The organism is Amycolatopsis pretoriensis, assembly GCF_900107925.1.
Lineage (GTDB): Bacteria > Actinomycetota > Actinomycetes > Mycobacteriales > Pseudonocardiaceae > Amycolatopsis > Amycolatopsis pretoriensis.
On sequence record NZ_FNUJ01000002.1, the window covers coordinates 39,503 to 61,708 of the forward strand.

Annotated in this window: 15 protein-coding genes; 6 read left to right on the forward strand and 9 right to left on the reverse strand. The window is 70.9% G+C overall.

Annotated elements, in window-relative coordinates:
- Positions 1–158 precede the first annotated feature (158 nt).
- Positions 159–2,861: a cellulose-binding domain-containing protein gene (locus BLV96_RS07030; RefSeq protein WP_086680058.1), complete on the forward strand. Its 2,703-nt coding sequence runs from the start codon at positions 159–161 to the stop codon at positions 2,859–2,861.
- A gap of 70 nt (positions 2,862–2,931) precedes the next feature.
- Here the strand turns inward: BLV96_RS07030 and BLV96_RS07035 are convergent, their stop codons facing one another.
- Complete coding sequence (locus tag BLV96_RS07035; protein ID WP_086680056.1) at positions 2,932–4,422, reverse strand: cellulase family glycosylhydrolase; 1,491 nt, start codon at positions 4,420–4,422, stop codon at positions 2,932–2,934.
- 424 nt (positions 4,423–4,846) lie between these two features.
- Between BLV96_RS07035 and BLV96_RS07040 the strand changes: the two genes are divergently transcribed.
- Positions 4,847–5,983, forward strand: coding sequence for a cellulose-binding domain-containing protein (locus BLV96_RS07040; RefSeq protein WP_086680054.1), 1,137 nt, complete (start codon positions 4,847–4,849; stop codon positions 5,981–5,983).
- Here BLV96_RS07040 and mgrA read toward each other — a convergent pair.
- Positions 5,980–6,975, reverse strand: coding sequence for an L-glyceraldehyde 3-phosphate reductase (gene mgrA / locus BLV96_RS07045; RefSeq protein WP_086680052.1), 996 nt, complete (start codon positions 6,973–6,975; stop codon positions 5,980–5,982). The two genes, BLV96_RS07040 and mgrA, sit on opposite strands and share 4 nt — an antisense overlap.
- A gap of 33 nt (positions 6,976–7,008) precedes the next feature.
- Positions 7,009–8,202, reverse strand: coding sequence for an AGE family epimerase/isomerase (locus tag BLV96_RS07050; protein WP_086680050.1), 1,194 nt, complete (start codon positions 8,200–8,202; stop codon positions 7,009–7,011).
- 207 nt (positions 8,203–8,409) lie between these two features.
- Here BLV96_RS07050 and BLV96_RS07055 point away from each other — a divergent pair, with 207 nt between their 5' ends.
- The gene (locus BLV96_RS07055; RefSeq protein WP_244180089.1) at positions 8,410–9,438 is read left to right on the forward strand and encodes a lytic polysaccharide monooxygenase auxiliary activity family 9 protein; all 1,029 of its coding nucleotides are present in this window, start codon (positions 8,410–8,412) and stop codon (positions 9,436–9,438) included.
- A gap of 140 nt (positions 9,439–9,578) precedes the next feature.
- Here the strand turns inward: BLV96_RS07055 and BLV96_RS50510 are convergent, their stop codons facing one another.
- Complete coding sequence (locus tag BLV96_RS50510) at positions 9,579–10,829, reverse strand: LacI family DNA-binding transcriptional regulator (RefSeq protein WP_244180090.1); 1,251 nt, start codon at positions 10,827–10,829, stop codon at positions 9,579–9,581.
- A gap of 116 nt (positions 10,830–10,945) precedes the next feature.
- Between BLV96_RS50510 and BLV96_RS07070 the strand changes: the two genes are divergently transcribed.
- Together BLV96_RS07070 and BLV96_RS07075 are read left to right on the forward strand one after the other, a co-directional pair.
- Positions 10,946–12,217, forward strand: a complete 1,272-nt coding sequence (locus BLV96_RS07070) for an ABC transporter substrate-binding protein (protein ID WP_086675087.1) — start codon at positions 10,946–10,948, stop codon at positions 12,215–12,217.
- 147 nt (positions 12,218–12,364) lie between these two features.
- Positions 12,365–12,883 (forward strand): GNAT family N-acetyltransferase, encoded by a 519-nt coding sequence (locus BLV96_RS07075; protein ID WP_086675086.1) that lies wholly within the window; start codon positions 12,365–12,367, stop codon positions 12,881–12,883.
- 55 nt (positions 12,884–12,938) lie between these two features.
- Here the strand turns inward: BLV96_RS07075 and BLV96_RS07080 are convergent, their stop codons facing one another.
- The 5 genes from BLV96_RS07080 to BLV96_RS07095 all read right to left on the reverse strand — a co-directional run bounded on the left by BLV96_RS07080 (position 12,939) and on the right by BLV96_RS07095 (position 20,652).
- Positions 12,939–14,747 (reverse strand): glycoside hydrolase family 6 protein, encoded by a 1,809-nt coding sequence (locus BLV96_RS07080; RefSeq protein ID WP_208608168.1) that lies wholly within the window; start codon positions 14,745–14,747, stop codon positions 12,939–12,941.
- A gap of 31 nt (positions 14,748–14,778) precedes the next feature.
- Positions 14,779–16,326 carry a cellulase family glycosylhydrolase gene (locus BLV96_RS07085; protein WP_086675084.1) on the reverse strand — a complete coding sequence of 516 codons (1,548 nt, stop codon included), beginning with the start codon at positions 16,324–16,326 and terminating at the stop codon, positions 14,779–14,781.
- A 10-nt stretch (positions 16,327–16,336) separates the two neighbouring features.
- Complete coding sequence (locus BLV96_RS07090; protein WP_086675083.1) at positions 16,337–19,264, reverse strand: glycoside hydrolase family 48 protein; 2,928 nt, start codon at positions 19,262–19,264, stop codon at positions 16,337–16,339.
- A 97-nt stretch (positions 19,265–19,361) separates the two neighbouring features.
- Positions 19,362–19,487: a hypothetical protein gene (locus tag BLV96_RS51185; RefSeq protein WP_279627526.1), complete on the reverse strand. Its 126-nt coding sequence runs from the start codon at positions 19,485–19,487 to the stop codon at positions 19,362–19,364.
- A 169-nt stretch (positions 19,488–19,656) separates the two neighbouring features.
- The gene (locus tag BLV96_RS07095; RefSeq protein WP_086675089.1) at positions 19,657–20,652 is read right to left on the reverse strand and encodes a LacI family DNA-binding transcriptional regulator; all 996 of its coding nucleotides are present in this window, start codon (positions 20,650–20,652) and stop codon (positions 19,657–19,659) included.
- Between the two features lie 250 nt (positions 20,653–20,902).
- On the opposite strand from BLV96_RS07095, the gene BLV96_RS07100 reads away from it, so the two are divergent.
- Positions 20,903–22,204, forward strand: a complete 1,302-nt coding sequence (locus BLV96_RS07100; RefSeq protein WP_086675082.1) for an ABC transporter substrate-binding protein — start codon at positions 20,903–20,905, stop codon at positions 22,202–22,204.
- The last annotated feature ends 2 nt before the right edge of the window (positions 22,205–22,206 follow it).

Consider the following 22,206-nt stretch of genomic DNA (forward strand, 5'->3'; position numbering starts at 1 on the left):
ACAATGGACACGGCCGGCCGGTTCGACCGGTTCACCAAATCCATTGTGGACGGATCGCGCGAGCGAAATCGTCGAAGGGTTTGACCTGGTCGGAGCCCTGGTTTATCGTTTTCCGAAAGCGCTCCCAGCCTCCTGTCGATCGACCCAAGGAGGCAAACGTGCGAAGCACACGTTCCCGGTCAGCGAGACAATTGCTCGCGTACACGCTGGCCGCCCTGACACCGGTCGCCGTCGCGGTCACCGTCGGCGCGCCGGCTTCCCCGGCCGCCCCCGCGCCCTACACGTGGCGCAACGCGGAGATCGGCGGCGGCGGGTTCGTCCCCGGCATCGTCTTCAACCAGGCCGAACCCGGTCTCGCCTACGCCCGCACCGACATCGGCGGCGCGTACCGCTGGAACCCCGCGACCGGGCGCTGGCTCCCGCTGCTGGACTCGGTCGGCTGGACCGACTGGGGCCACAACGGCGTGGTCAGCCTGGCCACCGACCCGGTCGACCCGAACCGGGTCTACGCCGCGGCGGGGATGTACACCAACAGCTGGGACCCGAACAACGGCGCGATCCTGCGCTCGGCCGACCGCGGCGCCACCTGGCAGTCCTCGGCGCTGCCGTTCAAGCTCGGCGGCAACATGCCCGGCCGCGGCATGGGCGAACGGCTCGCGATCGACCCGAACCGCGACAGCGTCCTCTACCTCGGCGCGCCCAGCGGCAACGGGCTCTGGCGCAGCACGGACTCCGGCGTCACGTGGGCGAAGGTGACCGCCTTTCCGAACCCGGGCAACTACGCACCCGACCCGAGCGACACGACGGGTTACTCCAGCGACAACGAGGGCGTCACGTGGGTGACGTTCGACCCCTCGACCGGCACCCGCGGCAGCACCACGCAGACCATCTACGTCGGCGTCGCGGACAAGGCGAACACCGTCTACCGCAGCACCGACGGCGGCACGACGTGGGCGCGGCTGGCCGGCCAGCCCACCGGGTTCCTGGCGCACAAGGGTGTCCTCGACCCCCTCGGCGGCTACCTCTACCTGGCGACCAGCGACACCGGCGGGCCCTACGACGGCGCGAAGGGCGACGTCTGGAAGTACGCCACGAAGACCGGCACGTGGACGCGGATCAGCCCCATCCCGTCCGACAGCGCGGACGACTACTTCGGCTACAGCGGCCTCACGATCGACCGGCAGCACCCGAACACGCTGATGGTGGCGACGCAGGTGTCGTGGTGGCCGGACGTCATCTTCTTCCGCAGCACCGACGGCGGCGCCACCTGGACCCGGATCTGGGACTTCTCGAGCTATCCCGACCGGACGCTGCGGTACACCCAGGACATCTCGTCGGTGCCGTGGCTGACGTTCGGCACCCAGCCCGCTCCCCCGGTGCCGTCGCCGAAGCTCGGCTGGATGACCGAATCCGTGGAGATCGACCCGTTCGACTCGAACCACCTGCTCTACGGCACCGGCGCCACCATCTACGGCACGAACGACCTCACGAAGTGGGACAGCGGCGGCAAGATCACGCTCAAGCCGGTCGTCGGCGGGCTCGAGGAAACCGCCGTGCTGGACCTGATCAGCCCACCGTCGGGCGCGCCGCTGATCTCCGGGCTCGGTGACATCGGCGGCTTCCGGCACGACAGCCTCGACGCCGTCCCGGCGACCATGTTCACGCAGCCGGTGTTCACGACCACCACCAGCCTCGACTACGCCGAGCTGAACCCGGCGACGATCGTCCGCGTCGGCACGCTCGACCGAAGCGCCCGGCCGAACGACAACCGCGTCGCCTTCTCCACCGACGGCGGCAAGAACTGGTTCCAGGGCGCCGAACCGGGCGGCGGCGCGAGCGGCGGCACGGTGGCCGCGGCCGCCGACGGCAGCCGGTTCGTGTGGAGCCCGGACGGCACCGGCGTCAGCTATTCCGTCGGTTTCGGTTCGTCGTGGACGGCGTCGGCCGGCATCCCCGCCGGCGCGGTGGTCGAGGCCGACCGCGTGGACCCGAAGCGGTTCTACGGGTTCGCGTCCGGCCGGTTCTACGTGAGCACCGACGGCGGCGCGACGTTCACGGCGACCGCGGCCACCGGGCTGCCCAGCGGCTCGGTGCACTTCAAGGCGGTACCGGGCGCGGCCGGCGACGTCTGGCTGGCCGGCGGATCCGGCTCGACGTACGGTCTATGGCACTCCACCGACTCCGGAGCGTCCTTCACGAAACTGAGCGGGGTCACCGAAGCCGACAACATCGGGTTCGGCAAGGCCGCTTCCGGCCGGGCGTATCCGGCGTTATACACCATCGCGAAGATCGGCGGGGTGCGCGGGATCTTCCGGTCGGACGACGCCGGGACGTCGTGGACGCGGATCAACGACGACCAGCACCAGTACGGCAACATCGGGGCGGCGCTGAGCGGCGATCCGCGGGTGTACGGCCGGGTGTACGTGGGCACGAACGGGCGAGGCGTGATCGTGGGCGACTCCGGCGGCGACCAGCCGCCGCAGACTTCCCCGACCACCACCCCGCCGCCGACGACCACCACGACCACGCCGGTGCCTTCGACGTCGTGCACCGCGGCCTACACGGTGACCAACCAGTGGCAGGGCGGCTTCCAGGCCGACGTCAAGGTGGGCAACACCGGGACCACGCCGGTGACCGGCTGGACGGTCACCTGGTCCTTCGCCGACGGCCAGCGCGTGACGCAGGCCTGGAACGCGCAGGTGACGCAGACCGGCGCGGCGGTCTCGGCGGTGGACGCGGGCTGGAACGCCGCGATCGCCCCGGGCGCGAGCACGGGCTTCGGATTCACCGGCACGTCGGGCACCACCAACGGCAAACCCACGGCGATCAGCCTCAACGGTCACCTCTGCACCGCCGGCTGAAAGCCGTGAATGGCACATTGAGGGACATAGCGTCCCTCAATGTGCCATTCACGGACTTGGGGTTCTCCGGTCAGCCGGCGGCGAGGAAGCGGGCGCGGATGCCCGCGCCGAACGCCGTCGGGGTGCCGTCGTAGGACGTGATGAGCGCCGGGCCGGACGTGCACGGCCAGGTGTTCCACGTCCAGCCGAGGTAGGACGCCTGGTGCCGGTCGAGCCAGTCCATCAGGCCGGTGACGTACCCGCTCGCGCAGTCGTTCTCGCCGATTTCCCCGGCCACCAGCGGGACGGCCGCGGCGACCGGCGCGAGCTGGCTGTCCCAGCACGACGACGAGCTGCACGTGTTGAAGTTGTACGAGTGCCAGGACGCGACCAGGTTGCCCGCCGGGTCGCTCGGCTTGTACTGCAGCCAGCCGGTGAGGTCGTTGGAGTAGGCGAGGCCGCCGAGCATGATCACGTTCGTCGCGCCGGTCGCTCGGACCGCGTTCACCAGCGTCTGCATACCGGCCACCGGGTAGCCGATGCCGGAGCACGCCGAACCGCCGTCCCGCCAGCACGTCCACGCCTGGGCCGAGCCGGACACCGCGCGGTCGAGGTAGGGCTCGTTGAACAGGTCCAGGATCGTCGCGTTATCGCCCTTGAACGTGTTCGCGACCGACGTCCACAGGTCGACCGAGTGCTCGCTGTCGGTCATCGGCTTCTGACAGGTGGCGTTGACGTCACTGCACGCCGACGAGTTTCCGGTGTAGACGCCGTGGGTCCAGTGCAGGTCGAGGATCGCGACCAGGCCGTTCTGGTGCAAAAGGTCCACATAGGACTTGATCGCCGCCCGGTAGGGGGCACCGGCGTAGCGCAGGTCCACGTTGGACAGTCCCAGCCAGCAGTCCTCGTTGAACGGCACGCGCACGACGTTGGCGTGCCAGCTCTTGATGGCGGCCACCGAGGCCGCGTCCATCGGGCCGTCGAAGAGGCCGTTGCCCTGCACGCACGCGAACTCGCCGCCGGAGCGGTTGACCCCGCGCAACGTCACGGCGGCACCCGCGGCGTCGGCCAGCCGGTTGCCCGAGACGTGTAGCTGCGGAGCACCGCCGGGCGGCGGGGTCGACGTGGTGGTGGTCGGCAGCGTGGTCGGGGTCGTCGGCGGCGGGGTGCCGCCGCACGGTTCGCCGTTGACGCTGAACGACGCCGGTGCCGCGTTGGCCCCGCTGTAGCCGAAGTTGGCGCCGGCGCTGATCGACGCGTTCGGGGCGATCGTGCCGTTCCAGGTCGCCGGCGTGACCGTGACCGTCTGGCCGGACTGTGCCCAGGTCGCGTTCCAGCCCTGCTGCAGCTGCTGGTTCCCGGCGTAGGTGTAGCTGATCCGCCACCCGGACAGCGGCGCCGTCCCGAGGTTCTTCAAGGTGAGGTTCGCGGTGAAACCGCTTCCCCAGTCGTTCACCGTGTAGCCGACTTCGCAGGCCGTCGCCGCGGCGGCGGGCGACGGCGTGCCGAGTGTGAACGCCGTTGTCGCGCCGACGACGGCGAGCGCGCTGACCGCGCCGAGCAGTGCTGGTCCGGAACGCATCGATCACTCCCTTGGGAAAGGACAAGTCGTGAGAGCGCTCCCAGTAGCGGTGGACAGTACCCGGCGTCGCTCGGCGCCGCAAACCCCGCGGTGATCTTCGGCGAGGATTCCCCGATTCCACTCGAACGGCGGCACCGGACGGTCCCCGCGGGGGGCGCAGCGCTACCGCGAAGAGCCGTTGCCACCCAACGGCTTCGGCCGTTCAGGAGCGTTCAGTTCCCTGCGGGCACCACGAAGATCGCCGAAAACGGACCACCGGATCGGCCCGTGTCCGGGTCGCGCTTTACAACGACGACACGCCGGGGTTACCTTTCCGGCGGCTGGAAGCGCTCCCATGCCAGGTCGCCTCAACCGAACGCGGCCACCACCCAGGGGCGCCGTGGTGCGAGCCACGGCGCCCCTGTCCGCGTCCCGGGAGACCCCGATGCACAGGTTCGCCGCCGCCCTCGCCGGACTCTGCCTCGCCGCGGCGGGCACCACGGCGGTCGTCGCCGCCGGCCCGGCCACCGCCGCCCCGGCCTGTTCGGTCGGCTACCGCGTCAACTCGTGGCAGACCGGGTTCACCGCCGAGATCACCGTGACCAACGGCGCCACCGCGCTCTCGTCCTGGACGCTCACCTGGCACTACGCCGGGAGCCAGTCCGTCACCTCGGCCTGGAACGCCACCGTCCGCCAGTCCGGCACCGCCGTGACCGCGGAAAGCCTGCCCTACAACGCTTCCCTGCCCGCCGGCGGCAGCGTCTCGTTCGGCCTCCAGGGCACCTCGACCGGCCCGGACCCCACGGACTTCGCCCTCAACGGCGTCGCCTGCGGGGACACCGCTCCCCCGGTGACGACGACCCCGACCACGCCCACCACGACGACGTCCACACCGCCACCCGCCGGCTGTGCGGACGCGGCGATCTGCGACGACTTCGAGCAGCAGACCGGCAGCGCCCCGGCCGGGCGCTGGACCGTCGGCGCGGCGAACTGCCAGGGCACCGGCACGGTCACCGTCGACACCGCGGTCGCGCACTCCGGCACCCGTTCGGTGAAGGTGGCCGGCGGAGGCGGCTACTGCAACCACGCCTTCTTCGGCACGAGCGTGTCCGGCTCCGGCGTGCTCTACGGCCGGTTCTGGGTCCGCCACACGACCGCGCTGCCCGCCGGGCACGTCACCTTCATGGCCCTGCGCGACACCGCGGACGGCGGCCGCGACCTGCGGGCCGGCGGGCAGAACCGGGCCCTGCAGTGGAACCGCGAATCCGACGACGCGACGCTGCCCGCGCAGAGCCCGGCCGGCGTCGCCCAGAGCGTCCCGCTGCCGACGGGCACCTGGTCGTGCTTCGAGTTCGCGATAGACGGCGCCGCCGGACAGTTGCGGACGTGGCTCGGCTCCGCCGCGGTGGCCGGGCTCGTCGTCGACGGCGTGCCCACCCCCGACGTCGACCAGCAGTGGCTCGCCCGGGCGTGGCACCCGGCGCTCGCCGACCTGAGGCTCGGCTGGGAGAGCTACGGCGGGGACGCCGACACGCTGTGGTTCGACGACGTGGCTCTGGGCTCCTCGCGGATCGGCTGCTAGCCCGCGACGATCCGGTCGATCTCGGTCAGCTCGTCGTCGGTGAACTCGAGGTTCTTCGTCGCCGCGACGGTGTTCTCGAGCTGCGCCACGCTGCTGGCCCCGATCAGCGCGGACGTCACGCGGCCGCGGCGCAGCACCCACGCGATGGCCAGCTGGGCCAGCGTCTGGCCGCGCCGCTTCGCGACGTCGTTCAGCGCGCGGATCGTCGCCAGGGTGTCCTCGGTGAGCCGGTCGGTCGTCAGGAACGGGCTGGCGCCGGCGGCGCGCGAGTCGGCGGGGACGCCGTCGAGGTAGCGGTCAGTCAGCAGACCTTGGCTCAGCGGTGAGTACGCGATCGAGCCGACGCCGTGCTCGTCGAGGGTGTCCAGGAGACCGTCCTCGACCCAGCGGTTCAGGATCGAATACGACGGCTGGTGGATCAGCAGCGGCGTGCGGAGCTCGTTCAGCGCGGCCAGCGCGGCCGTCGTCTGCTCCGGCGAGTAGTTCGAGATGCCGGCGTAGAGCGCCTTGCCCGAGCGGACCGCGGTGTCGAGGGCGCCCATCGTCTCCTCGATCGGCGTCTCGGGGTCCGGGCGGTGGGAGTAGAAGACGTCGAAGTGGTCCAGGCCGGTGCGCGCGAGGCTCTGGTCCAGGCTGGCCAGGAGGTTCTTGCGGGAGCCCCACTCGCCGTACGGGCCGTCCCACATCAGGTAGCCGGCCTTCGACGACACCAGGATCTCGTCGCGGTATGGGCGGAAGTCGGCGGCGTAGTGCTTGCCGAAGTTCGCCTCGGCCGCGCCGGGCGGCGGGCCGTAGTTGTTGGCCAGGTCGAAGTGCGTCACCCCGAGGTCGAACGCCCGGCGCAGCACCGCGCGCTGGACGTCGAGGGGCTTGTCGTCTCCGAAGTTGTGCCAGAGGCCGAGCGACACGGCGGGCAGCTTCAGCCCGCTGCGCCCGGCGCGCCGGTACGGCATGTCCGCGTACCGGTCTCCGGCGGCGGCGTAAGGCGACATGGTTCTCCTCGTCGAAGGGGCTCGGGGCGCAGTCTAGCCGCGGGTGATCAGCGCGCCGGCGAACGACGCGGCGGGCTTCAGGGTGGGTAGGAGCGTCGCCTGGTAGGCGTGGTAGATGTCCGGCTTGCCGGCCCAGACCGCCGCCGCGGGACGGTTTTCCGGGTCCAGTTCGTGGTGCCAGGACCCGAGTTCGCGGTCGACGAAGCACGCTTCGGCGTGGTCGCACCACTGCGTGAACCGGTCGAGGTAGGCCGCCTCGCCGGTCTCCTGGTGCAGCGTCCACGCGGCGGCGATCGCCTCGGCCACGACCCAGTGCAGGCGGGTGCGCACGACCGGCGTCCCGGCGAAGTCGGTGGTGTAGACGAAGCCCGGGCGCCCGTCGACGGCCCAGCCGTGGCGGACCGCCGTGGCGAACAGCGCCTCCGCGTCGGGCACCAGCCACTCCGGCGCGTCGGCCCCCAGCGCGTGCTTGAGGTGCACGGCCAGCCGAGCCCACTCGAAGAGGTGACCGATCGTGGCGCCGAAGGGCCGGAACGGGTGGGCGGGCTCGTCGCGGTTGTGGTCCAGCCGCACGTGCCAGCCGGCGTCGTAGTGCTCCGGCAGCAGCCAGCCGTGGGCGCGGGCCTCGCCGTGCACCAGGTGCTCCACAATGGACAGTGCGCGGGTGGCCCAGACCCGGTCGCCGGTGACGTCGGCGGCGGCCAGGAACGCCTCGACGGAGTGCATGTTGGCGTTGGCGCCGCGGTAGTCCTCCAGGTGCGTCCAGCCGCGGTCCCAGACGTCGGCGACCCGGCCGGGGCCCGGCTCCCAGAACCGGCGTTCGACGACGTCGAGGGCGCCGGCCAGCAGCGGTTCCGCGCCTTCGGCCCCGTCGGCCACCGCGCTCGACGCGGCCAGGACGACGAACGCGTGCTCGTAGGCGCGCTTCTCTGACAACGTTGTCGTCGCGTACCAGCCGTCGTGGTCCGGATCGCGCAGGAGGCCCGTCAGCGCCTCGACGCCGTGCGCGACCTGCGCCCCGGTGTCGGCTCCCTGCAGGTGCGCCAGCGCGAAGACGTGCGTCATCCGGCAGGTGATCCACGTTTCGACGGGCCGGTCGAGCACCGGGCGGCCGCCGTCGTCGAGCCAGGCGAAGCCGCCGCCGGGGTGCGCCGCGCGGGCGGCGAAACCGAGCAGGCGGGCGGGTTCGGCGCGCACCCACGCGGGAACCGATGAGGGAATGTCCACTCTCTGCCTTTCTCGGTGAGCGGCCTTTCTCGGTGATCGACGGCCTTGCGTCAAGGTAGGCCAAGGCACCGGGCCCGGTCACCGCGGGATGTTCCCGAAGTGACCACCGCCGCGTATCCTGATCGTGAGAGCGCTCCCAGTCTTCGACGCACGCTACCCGACGAAGGGACTGACGTGACCAGGAGACGAAGTACGATCCTCGCCGCCGTGACCGTGCTGCTGGCGAGCTTGACCGCCGTCCTGCTGAACACGGGCACCGCCGAAGCGCACGGCGCCATGATGAAACCGGGCAGCCGGACGTTCCTGTGCTGGCAGGACGGGCTCAGCTCGACCGGCCAGATCATCCCGCAGAACCCGGCCTGCTCGGCGGCGGTCAACACCAGCGGCGCCAACTCGCTGTACAACTGGTTCGCCGTGCTGCGCTCCGACGGCGCCGGCCGCACGCGCGGGTTCATCGACGACGGCAAGCTGTGCTCGGGCGGCAACCCGAACTACGCCGGCTTCGACCAGGTCGGCGACTGGCCGCTGACGCACCTGACGGCCGGGGCGTCGTTCGACTTCTCGTACAACGCGTGGGCCGCGCACCCGGGCTGGTTCTACACGTACGTGACGAAGGACGGCTGGGACCCGTCGAAGCCGCTCACCTGGGATTCGCTGGAGGACCAGCCGTTCCTGACGGTCGACCACCCGGCGGTGACCGGCCAGGTCGGCACGGTCGACGGGCAGTACAAGTGGACCGGCGCGCTGCCGGCGAACAAGTCCGGAAGGCACATCATCTATTCGGTGTGGAAGCGCTCCGACAGCGCGGAGACGTTCTACGGCTGCTCGGACGTGACGTTCGACGGCGGGCACGGAGAGGTGACCGGGGTGCACCAGCCGGGCACCCCGACAACCACGCCGACGGCCCCGACGAGCCCCCCGCCACCGGACGGCTCGTGCATGGCGATGTACGAGGTGACCAACGCGTGGAGCGGCGGCTACCAGGCAACGGTGACGGTGATGAATCACGGCACCACGGCCTACGGCGGCTGGCAGGCGGGCTGGACGCTGCCGTCGGGCCAGACGATCGGCAGCGTGTGGAACGGGACGCTGAGCCAGTCGGGGTCGGTGGTGACGGTCCGCAACGCGGATTGGAACGGCCGAGTGGCCCCGGACGGGTCAACCACGTTCGGGTTGGTGGTCAACGCGGCGGGGACAAACCCGGCCCAGCCGTCGGTGACCTGCCAGGGCAGCTGAGGCGTCGCAGTACCGGGCCCGGTCAGCGGGCGGGCCCGGTGCTGCCACGCGTGACGAACCCGGCCCAGCCTCCGGTGACCAGCCGCGGCCCAGCCGCCCTTGACCCGCCGAGGCAGCTGAGGCGCCACGGCAGCGGCCAATCAGCGGACGGGCCCGGTACTGCCACGCGTGACGAGCCGCGGCCGCGAGGCGCAGACGTCGCCGACGTCCTCGCCGGCGATGAGGTCCCGCAGCACGGCGGCGGCGAGCCCCCCAAGCTCGGCCAACGGACGCCGCACTGCGGAAAGGGCGGGCCGCACGAGCCGGCAGAGGTCGGAGTCGTCCCAGGAGACGACGGAGAGGTCGTGGGGGACGGAAAGCCCGAGTTCCTTGGCGGCGACGAGCGCGGCGACGGCGAGGGAGTCGGTGTCGCACAGGAGGGCAGTGGGCCGGGGGTCGGCGGCGAGGACGCGGCGGACCGCATCGGCCGAGGGTTCGGAGGGAAGGGTGCGCGGCGGGGTGGCGGGGACGGAACCGACGGAGCGCATCCCAGCGTGCCCGGCGGCGCCGACGCGAGACCCGGCAGCCCACGCGCCGGGCCGCCAGGGATCATCGGCCCAGTCGCCGATCGCGGCTCCGGTCCGACCCACGCCACCACGGTGTGCCGAACCGGCGCCTCGCCCCCTGTCCGGCGAAGGCGCAGCGTGACCGGTGCCACCGTGGCATCCCGAACCGAGCCTCGCCACATCGGCGGCCGAAGCTCCCCACCCGCCGCGCTGCGCCCCCCGCACCTCGCTTCCCGCCGTCCGCGCCCCCACCAAGCCCAGCCGGCGGGCCACCGTCGTGAACGCTTCCTCCCTCTCCCCCGCGTCCGCGAACGCCGCCGCCCCGGCGATCCGGACCACGTGCCGGTGCCCCGAAGCCGCCAAATACTCCAAGGCCTCCGCCGCCCCGGCCATGTCGTCCACCCGGACCGAGGGTGCCTCCGGCAACCCTCCCGGTCCGCCCAGCACCACCGCCGGCAAGCCGATCCGCGCCACTTCCGCCGCGCAGTCCGGGCCGGTCAGCAGGACGCCGTCCACCTTTCGCTCCGCCCGCCAGCGGCGGTAGACCGCCAGCGCCGCCTCGCGCCCCACCGCGACCCTCAGCAGCAGTTCCTGCGACACCCCGTCCAGCAACGCCGGGAACACCACCTCCGACGGCCCGTCGAGCACCAGGCCGATCGTCCCGGAGCGGCCGCCGGACAGGGCGCGCGCCGCGCTGCTCGGGGACCAGCCCAGTTCGCGCGCTATCCGCGTGATCCGGTCGCGCGTTTCCTCCGACACCCCCGGCCGGCCGTTGAGCGCGTAGGACACCGCGCCCTTGGAGACGCCGGCCTCCCGCGCGATGTCGGTGATCGTCGGACGCTTCATCGCACCCCTTCCGTGTCCGCGCGGACACCCGCCGTCGCGCACCTTGACACCCGGCGCACCCGGAACCGAGACTCCGTCCGGGAGCGCTCCCAATCACGAGGGAGTGAGGAGTGCGCATGAAATTCATCCGAAGACGGCTGGCCTTCGCCGTCACCGTGGTCCTGCTCGTCCTGACCGGCGGCTGCGGCCCCGGGACGCCCGAGCGCATCACGCTGACGCTCGCGACGTTCGGCGAGTTCGGTTACGACGACCTGATCCCCGGCTACGAGTTCACCCACCCCGGGATCACCGTCACCCAGGTCCGGGCCGAGCAGGGCGGCCCGTACCACCAGGAACTGCTGGACAAGCTCCGAAGTGGACAGGGCCTCGCGGACGTCCAGGCCGTCGAGGAGGGGCACCTCGCCGACGTCCTCGCGCAGTCCGGGAAGTTCGCCGACCTCGCCGAGGTCGGGCCGCCCGACGTGAAGCCCGGCCGCTGGCTGGAGTGGAAGTACGAGGCCGGCCGCAGCAAGGACGGCAAGCTCGTCGGCTACGGCACCGACATCGGCCCGCTGGCCATGTGCTACCGCAAGGACCTCCTCGAGGCCGCCGGGCTGCCGACCGACCCCGGCTCGGTGAAGACGATGTTCGCCACTTGGGACAGCTACTTCAAGGCCGGCGAAAAGTACGTCAAGCGCTCGAAGGGCAAGGCCTGGTTCGACTCCGCGGCGCAGAACTTCAACGCGATGGTCAACCAGCTGCCCGTCGGCTACCTCGACCGCGAAGACCGCCCGACGCTCGAGACGAACACCGCGCTGCGCGCCGCGTGGGACCAGGTCACGACCGCGGTCAAGCAGGGACAGTCGGCCGGGCTCACCGCCTTCGCCGAAGACGGCAACAACGGCCTGCGCACCGGTGCTTTCGCGACGAAGGTCTGTCCCGCGTGGATGCTGGGCGTCATCGAGCAGCAGGCCGGGCTCGGCAACGCGGGCAAGTGGGCGATCACCGACGCGTTCCCGGACGGCGGCGGCAACTGGGGCGGTTCCTACCTCACGGTCCCGGCCGCGAGCGCGCACCAGCGGGAGGCCGCGGCGCTCGCCGCCTGGCTGACCGCACCCGAGCAGCAGCTGCACGCGTTCCGGGTGAGCGGGACGTTCCCCAGCCAGGTCGACGCCTTCACCTCGCCCGACCTGCTCAGCGAGATGAACGGCTACTTCGGCGGCGCGCTGAGCGGGCAGGTCTTCGTCGCCCAGGCGCGCAAGGTCGGGAAGCCGCAGTACAAGGGCCCGGGCGACGGCAAGATCCAGGAGACGGTGGTCGCGCCCGCGCTCAAGTCGGTCGAGCGCGGCGCCGACCCGGCCGCGGTGTGGCAGCAGGTGCTGATCGGGGTGCACCAGGTGGTCCCGTGACCCCGGCACTCCCCGGCAGCCGGGTCGCGAAAGTCGCATTCGGGGCGTGGGAGGTCCCGAATGCGACTTTCGCGACCTCGGGCGAACCGGCGCCGGAGTCCCGAAATCCGGTCGCGCCGGCGTGAGGCAGTGGGCAGGGTGGCGAGCATGACCACGCTTCCCCCGCTCCTCGGCCACCCCGTCCGCCGCCCCACGCCGGACGACCACCTGCCGGTGCTCGCCGTCCTCGACCGCTGGTGGGGTGGCCTGGGCGGTGAAGAAGGCAGCCGGCAACGCGCGCTGCTGCTGCCGAAGCTGATGTTCCAGCACTTTTCGAGCAGCAGCTTCCTGGTGACCGCGGACGAGCGGATCGTCGCGTTCCTGATCGGCTTTCTCTCGCCGTCGCGGCCGGCCGAGAGCTACATCCACTTCGTCGGCGTCGACCCCGCCGAGCGCGGCAAGGGCCTCGGCGCCGCGCTGTACGAGCGCTTCTTCGCCTACAGCCGCGAGAACGGGCGGTCGGTGGTACGGGCGATCACGTCGCCGGTGAACAAGGATTCGCACGCGTTCCACACCCGGATGGGGTTCGTCACCGAACCAGGGCCGAAGGAGTTCGAGGGGTTGCCGGTCCAGCCCGACTACGACGGGCCGGGACTGGACCGGCTGAGCTTCCGCAAAGATCTGTAGGTGGAGACCCGGGCCGGACGGCGGCTGCGCGGCACCGCCCGGCCCGGGAGTTCTACTAGGACACCGGCGGGTACGCGTTCTGGACCAGCTCTTCGAACTGGGCCTCGAACCACTTGCCGGACAGCGGCGAGTTCGGCAGGGCGCCGGTCAGGTTGCCGCCGTTGGCCTGGTCGCTGCCGTGGTAGGTCGGGTCGCACATCCGGTCGAAGCCCTTGCCCTCGTCGTTCGGGATCTGCGAGCTCGCGCCGTCGGACTCACCCGGCGGCTTGACCCAGACGTAGGCGTCGAAGTGCGCGGCCGGCGACGCCGTCGGCCGCACGCCCAGCCCGGCTCCGCTCTGGTTGCACCAGTTACCGCGGTGCAGCCGCCGGTCGATCCGGCCCGAGTTGACGTAGCTGTCCACAGTGGACCCCGACGCGCCGCTCGGCCGGGCCGCGCCGCCCCAGCCGTTGCGCGAGGTGTCGACCAGCATGCCGATGCCGCTCGGCAGGCCCGCGGAGACGAAGGCGTTGTACATCGCCGTCGCGAACGGAACCTCCGCGAAGTACGGGTTCCACTGGTAGAACGTCGCCGACTTGAGCTGCTGCCCGCCGACGTTCAGGTTCGGGTCCGGCAGGTTCGGCTCGGTCAGCGGCGTGTAGTTCGCCGTGTCGCTGATGAAGCCGTCGAGGCTGTTCACCCCGGCCGTCGTGCCCTGCAGCATCTGCTTGACCAGGTTGACGAACGGGCCGAAGTTGCTGTCCCAGCCCAGCCACGCCGAGTGCGCGATGTCGAGGTAGTTGTAGACGTTCGAAATCGCGTGGAGCTTGTTCAGCGCGTACTGGATGCCCTGGGTGTAGGCCCCGCTCGACTGCGCTTCGGCGCACTTCGCCGTCGCGGTGTTGGTGATCAGGTTGGGCAGCGAGTCCGGCTCGACGATCGCGACGACCCGCAGCGGCGCGTACTTGGCGTCGGACAGGATCGAGGCGATCGGGTCGATGTACTCGCTCTTGTACCGGGCCAGGCCGTTCTGCGCGACCGTCAGCTCGCCGTTGGACGCCAGCGCCGCGCAGTCGCGGTTGGGCAGGTCGTAGACGACGATCTGGATCGTCACCGGCGTGCCGCCGCTCGCCTGGCTCAACGCCGCGTCGAGGTGGCCGCGCAGGCCGCGGGCGCTCGACGTGCCTTCGATCGCGGCGATCCGGTCGAGCCACACCGCCGTCGAGGTGTTGGCCACCTTGGCCATCTGGGCGCCGAGCGTGCCGCCCTTGGCCGCGGCCGCGGCGGACACCTCCGACTGCCAGTCCGGGTTCACGTACCCCTTGGCGCCGGCGTACGGGTTGTCCACGTGCGTCCCGGGCTGGGGCGTCGTGGTCGGCCCGGTCGGGCTCGTCGGAGTCGTCGGGGTCGTCGGCGTGGTGGGTGTCGTCGGCGTGGTGGACGGGCCGCCCGTGCTGCCGTCGCAGACGACGCCGTTCAGCGTGAACGACCCGGGCACGGCGTTCGTGCCGGAGTACGAGCCGTTGAAGCCGAAGCTCGCCGTCGCGTTCGCCCCGAGGTTGCCGCCCCACGTCGGGTTCTTCGCGCTCACGTGCTTGCCGGACTGGCTGAACGTGGCGCTCCAGCCCTGCTGCACCTGCTGGTTGCCGGCGAAGTCCCACTGGACGTCCCAGCTCGAGACGGCGTCGCCGAGGTTGGTCACCGCGACGTTCGCGGTGAACCCGGTGTCCCACTGGTTGACGGTGTAGGTGACCTTGCAGCCCGTGGCGGCGGTCGCCGGGCTGCCGCCGGCCACCAGGAGCCCCGAGACGACGGCCGCGGCCGTCAGCGAGGACGCCACGGCGAGCCGTGACTTCCTCCTCGCGGACCAGAATTCACTCTTCATCGAGTGTGCTCCTTCGTGTTCGGTGGGTGGGTCAGGTGGTGCAGGCGGTCGCGCCGACGGCGAAGCCGCTCGGAGCGCCGGTCGAGGCGCCGGTCGCCTGGAAGCCGATCGACGTCGAGGCGCCGCCGGCGAGGTCGGGTGCCCACGACGGCGCTTTGGCGCTCGCCTGCTGCCCGGTCTGGGTGACGGTCGCGCCCCAGCCGCCGGTGATCTGCACCCCGGACGGCACGGTCCAGCCGAGCGCCCAGGTCTTGAGCGGCGTGGTGCCGGTGTTCTTGAGCGTCACCGAGGCGACGAACCCGCCCTGCCACGTGTTGTCGACGTGGTAGGCGACCGCGCAGCTCACCGCGGGCGGCGGGTCGGTCGTCCCGCCACCGGAGCCCACCGGGGGGATCAGGTAGGGCTGGAGGATCGCCTGCTTGGCCTGGTTGACGGTCGTCCAGTCGTCGTTGAGGATGCCGCCGGTGTCCCCGGAGTTGGGGTTCCACGACCAGTACGTGAAGCTCATCCCGGTCGCGCCGGTGCCGGCGTACTTCATCAGCTCCTGCAGCCACGTCTTGTCGCGCGGGTCGGCGAGCGTGGTGCCGAACTCGCCGAGCAGCACCGGCGCGATGTTCTGCTTCTGCAGGTAGCCGAAGAAGTGGTCCCACAGCGCCGGCAGGTTCGCCGGGAACGACGGGTCGGAGAACCACGGCTGGGCGAACACGGACGTCGCGTACTCGTGCGCCGAGTAGACGAGCTTGTCCGGTTTGGACAGTCGCACCGGGAACTGCCGCGCACCGGAGAGGTTGCCGCCCCACCAGCCGCACTGCGGGTCGCCGGTGCCGCTGACGCAGTCGACGCCCTCGACGATGACCAGCCAGTCGGGGTTGGCCGCGAGCACGGCGTTGCCGCCGCGTTCGGCGGCCAGCCGCCAGTCGGTCGCGGTGTCGCCGCAACCCCAGCACGCTCCCCCGCCACCCTGGATCGAGTGCGGTTCGTTGTGCAGGTCGGCGCCGATCACCGTGGAGTTGCCCTTGTAGTGCTGGGCGAGCATCGTCCAGTCCGAAAGCCACCGGCTCTCGGGGTAGGCGCTGGTGTACCAGAGCGGCGACTGCGCGCCGGAGTCCGGCCGGTGCTGGTCCAGGATGACGCGCATGCCCATGACGCCGGCGTACGCGATGATCTTGTCGAGCACCTGCAGCCCGGAAAGCCCTTGCAGGTCCGGGTTCTGGACGGCGTCGATGCTGGTCGGCTTCGAGCCGGCGTCGAACAGCTGGTTGGAGTACGGCAGCCGAAGCGTGTTGTAGCCGAGGCTCGCCATCTGGTCGAGCATGTCCTTGTAGTTGCGGCTCCACAGGCCGTGCGGCGAGTAGTTGCCGGTCTCGGCGCCGAACCAGTTGATGCCGGTCATCCGGACCGGCGCACCGGTGGAGTCGACGAGCTGGGAACCGGACGCGTGCCAGTACCCGGTCCCGGTGCCGGCCAGGGCGGCACTTTCACGTGAAAGTGCCGGGGCGGGGGCCGCGGTGGCCGGGGACGCCGTGAGAACGGCGGCCCCGGCCAGTGCGGCGACCGCGAAAGCGAGCAGTCGCTTCATCGAGTGCCTTTCAGCCGAACAGGGCGACGTGCGCGGCGAACGCCGTGGCGATCTCCGACTGCGCCCAGAACCGGTGGTAGGTGAACGTCGGCGCGGCGCCACCGTCCAGGTAGGACTGGACCTTCGGCCACTGCGGGTCGCTCTTGTAGAAGGAGCGGATCGACAGGAACGTCGAGCTCGGGTTGATCGCGTCGCCGTTCGGCATCGTGCCGCTCCAGCCGCTGGGCACGTACAGCCCCTGGTCGGTGGTGGCGTTGTAGGTGTCGTCGAAGCGGTTGTAGTCCGACCGCGTCTCCGGCACCGCGATGCCCTTGCTGTCGGTGTTGGCCGACAGCGCCGTGAGCAGCTGCTCCCCGACCGTCTTCGCCTGGGCGTTGCTCGACCCGGACGCGTAGTACAGCAGTGTCTTGGCCAGCGAGGCCGCGACCCCGACGTCCTGGCTGAAGTTCTTCACCGCGACGTGCAGACCGGTGTTCGAGCCCGGGCTGGTGGCGTTCCAGGTGTCCGGCGCGCCGCTCCAGGTCAGGTCGGACGGGATCTGGAAGCTCCCGCCCGCGCCGACCGTGGTGTTGGCGATGGCCCACGGGACCCACTTGTCGAGGATCTTCTTCGCCCGGGCGTCGTTGGTCGCCTGGTAGTACTCGGCGATCCGTTCCATGCCCCACGTCTGGAAGCCGAACCACTGGTTGCTCGGCGGGTCGTGCCAGACCGGCTGCTGGTCGTAGAACATCCCGTAGAACGTCGGCGTCCCGGACGGCGGGGTGCCGTACTGGCCCTCCCAGCTGTTGGTCGCGCCGCCGGCGAGACCGCCTTCGGACGACTGCAGCCACTGCAGAAACTCCATCTGGCGGCCGAGGCTGGTCGCCCAGTCCTGCGCACCGGTGGCCGAAGTGACCTTCAGGCCCGGATCCGCCGACAACGCGTACGCGGCCAGGGGGTTCTGGTAACCCTGGTGGGCCGCGCCGTCCCCGATCCGCCACGCCCAGGCGCTGGACGAGTCCATCGAGCCGCCCCAGGCGTAGTACCAGGAGACGAGGTAGTGCTCGCTGTCCTTGCCGGTACCCGCCGCGCACGTGGACGCGCCGACGCAGTTGCCGATCTTCTTGAAGTACTTGTCGAACAGCGAGTACCGCAGGTAGTCGCCCATCTTCGACGCCTTCTTCACGACGGCGGCGACGTCCGAGCTCTTGCCCTGCGCGGCGGCCCACTTCTCGGCCTGGAAGGCCACCTGCACGGCGCGGGCGTCCGCGTCGGGCGCGTCGGTGTACTTCCACTGCTTCGCGTACGACGAGTCGCCGGTGAACAGGTCGAGGTAACCGTTCTTGCCGCCGAACTTCAGCAGGTCGCAGCTGGGCTGGGTGACCGTTTCCCAGACCGACTCCTGCGAGCCGCGCTGGAAGGTGTTGATGAACGCGGGCGCGGTGTTGGTGCCGTCCTCGCAGTGGCCGAACTTGTAGATGTTGTCCACGTCGAGCAGCCAGTGCATGCCGTAGACGTCCGCCGAGCCGTAGGCGGCCTTCAGCTCCGCCGCGATCGGGTCGGCCCCGACCGAGACGTTCGACTGCAGCTGCGACGGGTACTGCTTCGGGCTCGGGTACTCGGCCGCGTAGGTCGCCGGCTTGCTCGCGTTGTAGCCGGAGTTGCCGGGCTGGTCGGCCGCGGACGGGATCGCGTACGTCTCGATCGACGTCCAGGCCTGGTTGAACGGGGCCCAGTCACCGGTGATCCGCCCGTAGGACGCCTCCAGCCACAGGTAGTAGCTGAACGCCTCCGACGTCGTCTCGTGGCCCTGGTCCGGCGCCTCGACGATGAGCGTCTCGATCGAGTGGTAGGGCACCAGGATGTTCCCGAACTTGCGGAAGTAGCCGTTGTTCGGGTCCTTGATCTTGTTGTACTGGGTCAGGAACGCGACCTGGTAGTCCGAAGTGGACGACGAGATCTCGTTGACCGTCACCGTCGCGGCGGTGTAGCCGCCGCTGCTCGCGGTGAAGGTCGCGCTGCCCAGGTCTCCCCCGTTGTCGGCGCTCTTCACCGTGACGTTCTGCGGGGTGTTCCAGTTCGTCGTCGAGAAGGTGAGGCTCGCCGGCGTCGCCGTGAGGTCGGTGCTGCCCGCCGTCCGGGCGACGGCGACGGTGACCGGAGCGGTCGGGGCGCCCGCGAGGCTGACGGCGAACGTCGTCGTGCCGCCCTGCTTGACCTGCGCGGTCGCCGGGGTGGCGACGATCGTGGGACCGGACAGCACCTTCACGCTGACCGGGGTCGACGTCGTCGACGCGTTCTTGTTGTCGTAGGCCTTCGCGGTGATCGAGTACGTCCCGGCCGGGACGTTGCCCCAGTTGCCCTCGAACGGCGCCGCCGTGTCGGTGGCCAGCAGCGTGTCGCCGGCGTAGAACTCCACCTTGCTGACGCTGCCGTCGCTGTCGGCGGCCGTCGCGGCGAGGGGGATCGTGGCCGGGGCGTAGTACGTGCCGGTCGACGTGGGCGAGGTCAGGGTGACCGTCGGTGCCTTGTTCGCGCCGGTGCACGCGCTGCCGTTGACGGAGAAGTCGGTCGGTGGACGGTTGGCGGAGCCCTTGGACCCGTTGAAGCCGAACGACGTGCTCGCGCCGGTGTCGAGGTGGCCGTTGTAGGAGAGGTTCGTGGCGGTGACCGCGGCCCCGGACTGGGCGAAGGTGGCGCTCCAGCCCTGCTGGACCTTCTGGCCGTCGAGGAAGGTCCAGCCGACCTTCCAGGTGTCGAGCGGCGCGCCGTCGTTGCGCAGCGAGACGTTGGCGGTGAACCCGGTGTCCCAGTCGTTGGTGGTGTAGGTGACGGAGCAGGCGATGTCCGCGCCGAGCGCGGGCGGTGGGGCGACCAGCGCGGCGGCGACCGCGACCGTGGCCGAGGCCAGGGCCAGGGTACGGCCGCGCAACCGGCGCATTCGGGGAGAGGAACGCATGGCTGCGGAACTCCTTTGTCCGTAGGGAGCCAGCGATCTGGGAGCGCTTCCAGGCGCAGACGGTAGCCAGCCGGAAACCTGGATGTAAAGAATCGAGTCAGAAGGACACCGCGAACGCGAACGTCACATCGGCGCACCCGGCGAACGAGGGCTCGCTGAACACTCCTGAACAGCCGCCGCCGATGGTCGGCAATTCACTCGAACGGCCCAGCGCGACGGTCACGCGGAGTGTCGCGGAAACGGTGTTTAGCGCCGAACGCGTAGATCTGAACAGGGAGCGCTCCCGGCTATCGAGATCACCGCGCGGCTGAAGGGCACCTTCAGTGCACGTGACGCGCTGAGGGGCACCTTCGTCCCATCTGATGCGACGAAGGTGGCCTTAAGCCCGCGGGTCAGCTCGAGGCGCGGACCGCCAGGGAAACCGGGAGGATGTGCTGCCGCGGCTTGAGGCCCTGGTCGTCGAGCAGCTGCATGAGCGTCTCGACCATCGCGTGGACCTGCTCGCGCGGGTCCTGGTGGACCGACGTCAGCGGCGGGTCCATCGCCGGGGCCAGGGTCGCGTTGTCGTCGAAGCTGACCACCGCGACGTCTTCGGGAATGCGGCGGCCGGCCGCATCCAGCGTCCGCAACGCGCCCACCGCCATCATGTCGCTGGCGACGAACACCGCGTCGAGGTCGGGGTGGCGGTTCAGCAGCGCGGACATCGCGGTCGCGCCGCCGGACAGCGTGAAGTCGGCCTCTTCGGCCAGGTCGGCGGGGTCGAGCCCGGCGTCGAGCAGCGTCTTGCGCCAGCCGGCGAGCCGGTCGATCGGGGCGCTCTGGTCCTGCGGGCCGGCGATGGTGGCGATCCGCCGCCGCCCGGCCGCGACCAGGTGCTCGACCGCGAGTCGGGCGCCGCCCTCGTTGTCGAAGTCGACGACGTGCACCCCGCGCCGGATCCCGGCCGCCTGGCCGCCGAACACCACCGGGATCCGCAGCAGCCGCAGCGCCTTGGGCAGCGGGTCGGCCCGGTGCGGCGCGAACACCAGCGCGCCGTCGACGTGGCCGCCTTCGAGGAAGCGGACGGTCTTGCTCAGGTCCTCGCGCGTGTCGCTGAAGATGAGCACCATCTGGCGGCCGACGTCGGCCAGCTCGCGGTAGCCGGCCCGCATGACCGCGGTCCGGTACGGGTCGTCCAGCAGTCGGGCCTCCGGCTCCGACAGCACCACGGCGACCGCGCCGGTGCGGCGCGTGACCAGCGAACGAGCCGCCTGGTTCGGGGAGTAGCCCAGGTCGCGGGCCGCGGCGAGGACCTTCTCGCGCGCCGCCGCGCTGACGTACGCGTCGTCGTTCAGCGCGCGCGACGCCGTCGACCGCGACACGCCGGCGAACGCCGCGACGTCCTCCAGCGTCGGCCGTTCTTCATCCCCTGCTCGAGGCCCCACGGCACCGCCCTCATCCACCCGCTACCACCCTGACCGCCCCAGCTTAACGTTCACGCCCCCGCGCGTCCGGGAGCGCTCCTCGCAGGAAACGCTCCGGTTACGACCCCTTGACACCGGTGAAGGCCCCCAGCAGACTCTGCGACACCTGGGAGCGCTCCCAGTCGGGCTCCCAGCAGTGAGAGCGCTCATTCCCGTCAACAAGGTGGTTGAACACGTGAGAACGATCCGGAACGGCCTGGTCCTCGCACTGGGCATCACGATGACGGCGCTCGGCGCCACGGCCTGTGGCAGCGGCGGTGACAGCAGCACCCCGCCCGCGGCGGGCCCGAACGAGCACGTGGACCTGACGCTGGCGACGTTCACCGAGTTCGGCTACGAGGCCCTCATCCCGGAGTACGAGCGGCTGCACCCGAACATCAAGATCACCCACCGCAAGACCGGCCAGGGCGGCCCGTACCACGAGGACCTGGTCACCAAGCTCGCCGCCGGCTCGGGTCTGGCCGACGTGACGGCACTCGAAGAGGGTCACCTGTCCGACTTCCTCGACAAGGGCTCGAAGTTCAACGACCTCAGCAAGATCGGGCCGGCCGACGCCTCCCCCGACCGCTGGCTGAGCTGGAAGTACGACGCCGCCAAGACCAAGGACGGCAAGCTCATCGGCTACGGCACCGACATCGGCCCGCTCGCCATGTGCTACCGCAAGGACATGTTCCAGGCCGCGGGCCTGCCGACCGACCCCGAGGCCGTCAAGCCGCTGTTCGCCACCTGGGACAGCTACTTCCAGGCCGGCGCCGACTTCGCCGCCAAGACCAAGAAGGCCTGGTTCGACTCGGCCGCGCAGAACTTCAACGCCATGGTCAACCAGCTCCCCCAGGGCTACATCGGCACCGACGACAAGCTGGCCGTCGAGAGCAACCAGGGCATCAAGGACGCCTGGACCAAGGTCACCGACGCGGTCGCCAAGGGCGAGTCCGCCAAGCTCACCGCGTTCAGCAACGAGTGGAACACCGGCTTCAAGCAGGGCGCGTTCGCCACGAAGGTCTGCCCGGCCTGGATGCTCGGCGTGATCAAGGAGCAGGCGGGCCCCGAGAACGCCGGGAAGTGGGCGGTCACCGCGGCCTTCCCCGGCGGCGGCGGGAACTGGGGCGGCTCGTACCTGACCGTGCCGACGCAGTCGAAGCACCCGAAGGAGGCCGCCGAGCTCGCGGCCTGGCTGACCGCCCCGGAGCAGCAGATCAAGGCGTTCCAGGCGAAGGGCACCTTCCCGAGCCAGGTCAAGGCCCTCACCGACCCCGCGCTGCTGAGCAAGACCGACGACTACTTCGGCGGCACGAAGGTCGGCGAGCTGTTCGCCGAGCAGGCCAAGAAGGTCCAGAAGCCGCAGTACAAGGGCCCGGGCGACGGCCAGATCCAGGAGAACGCGTCCAGCCCGGCCCTGCAGGCGGTCGAGCAGGGCAAGTCGGCGGCCGACGGCTGGAACCAGATGGTCGACGCCGCGAAGAAGATCACGCGCTGAGC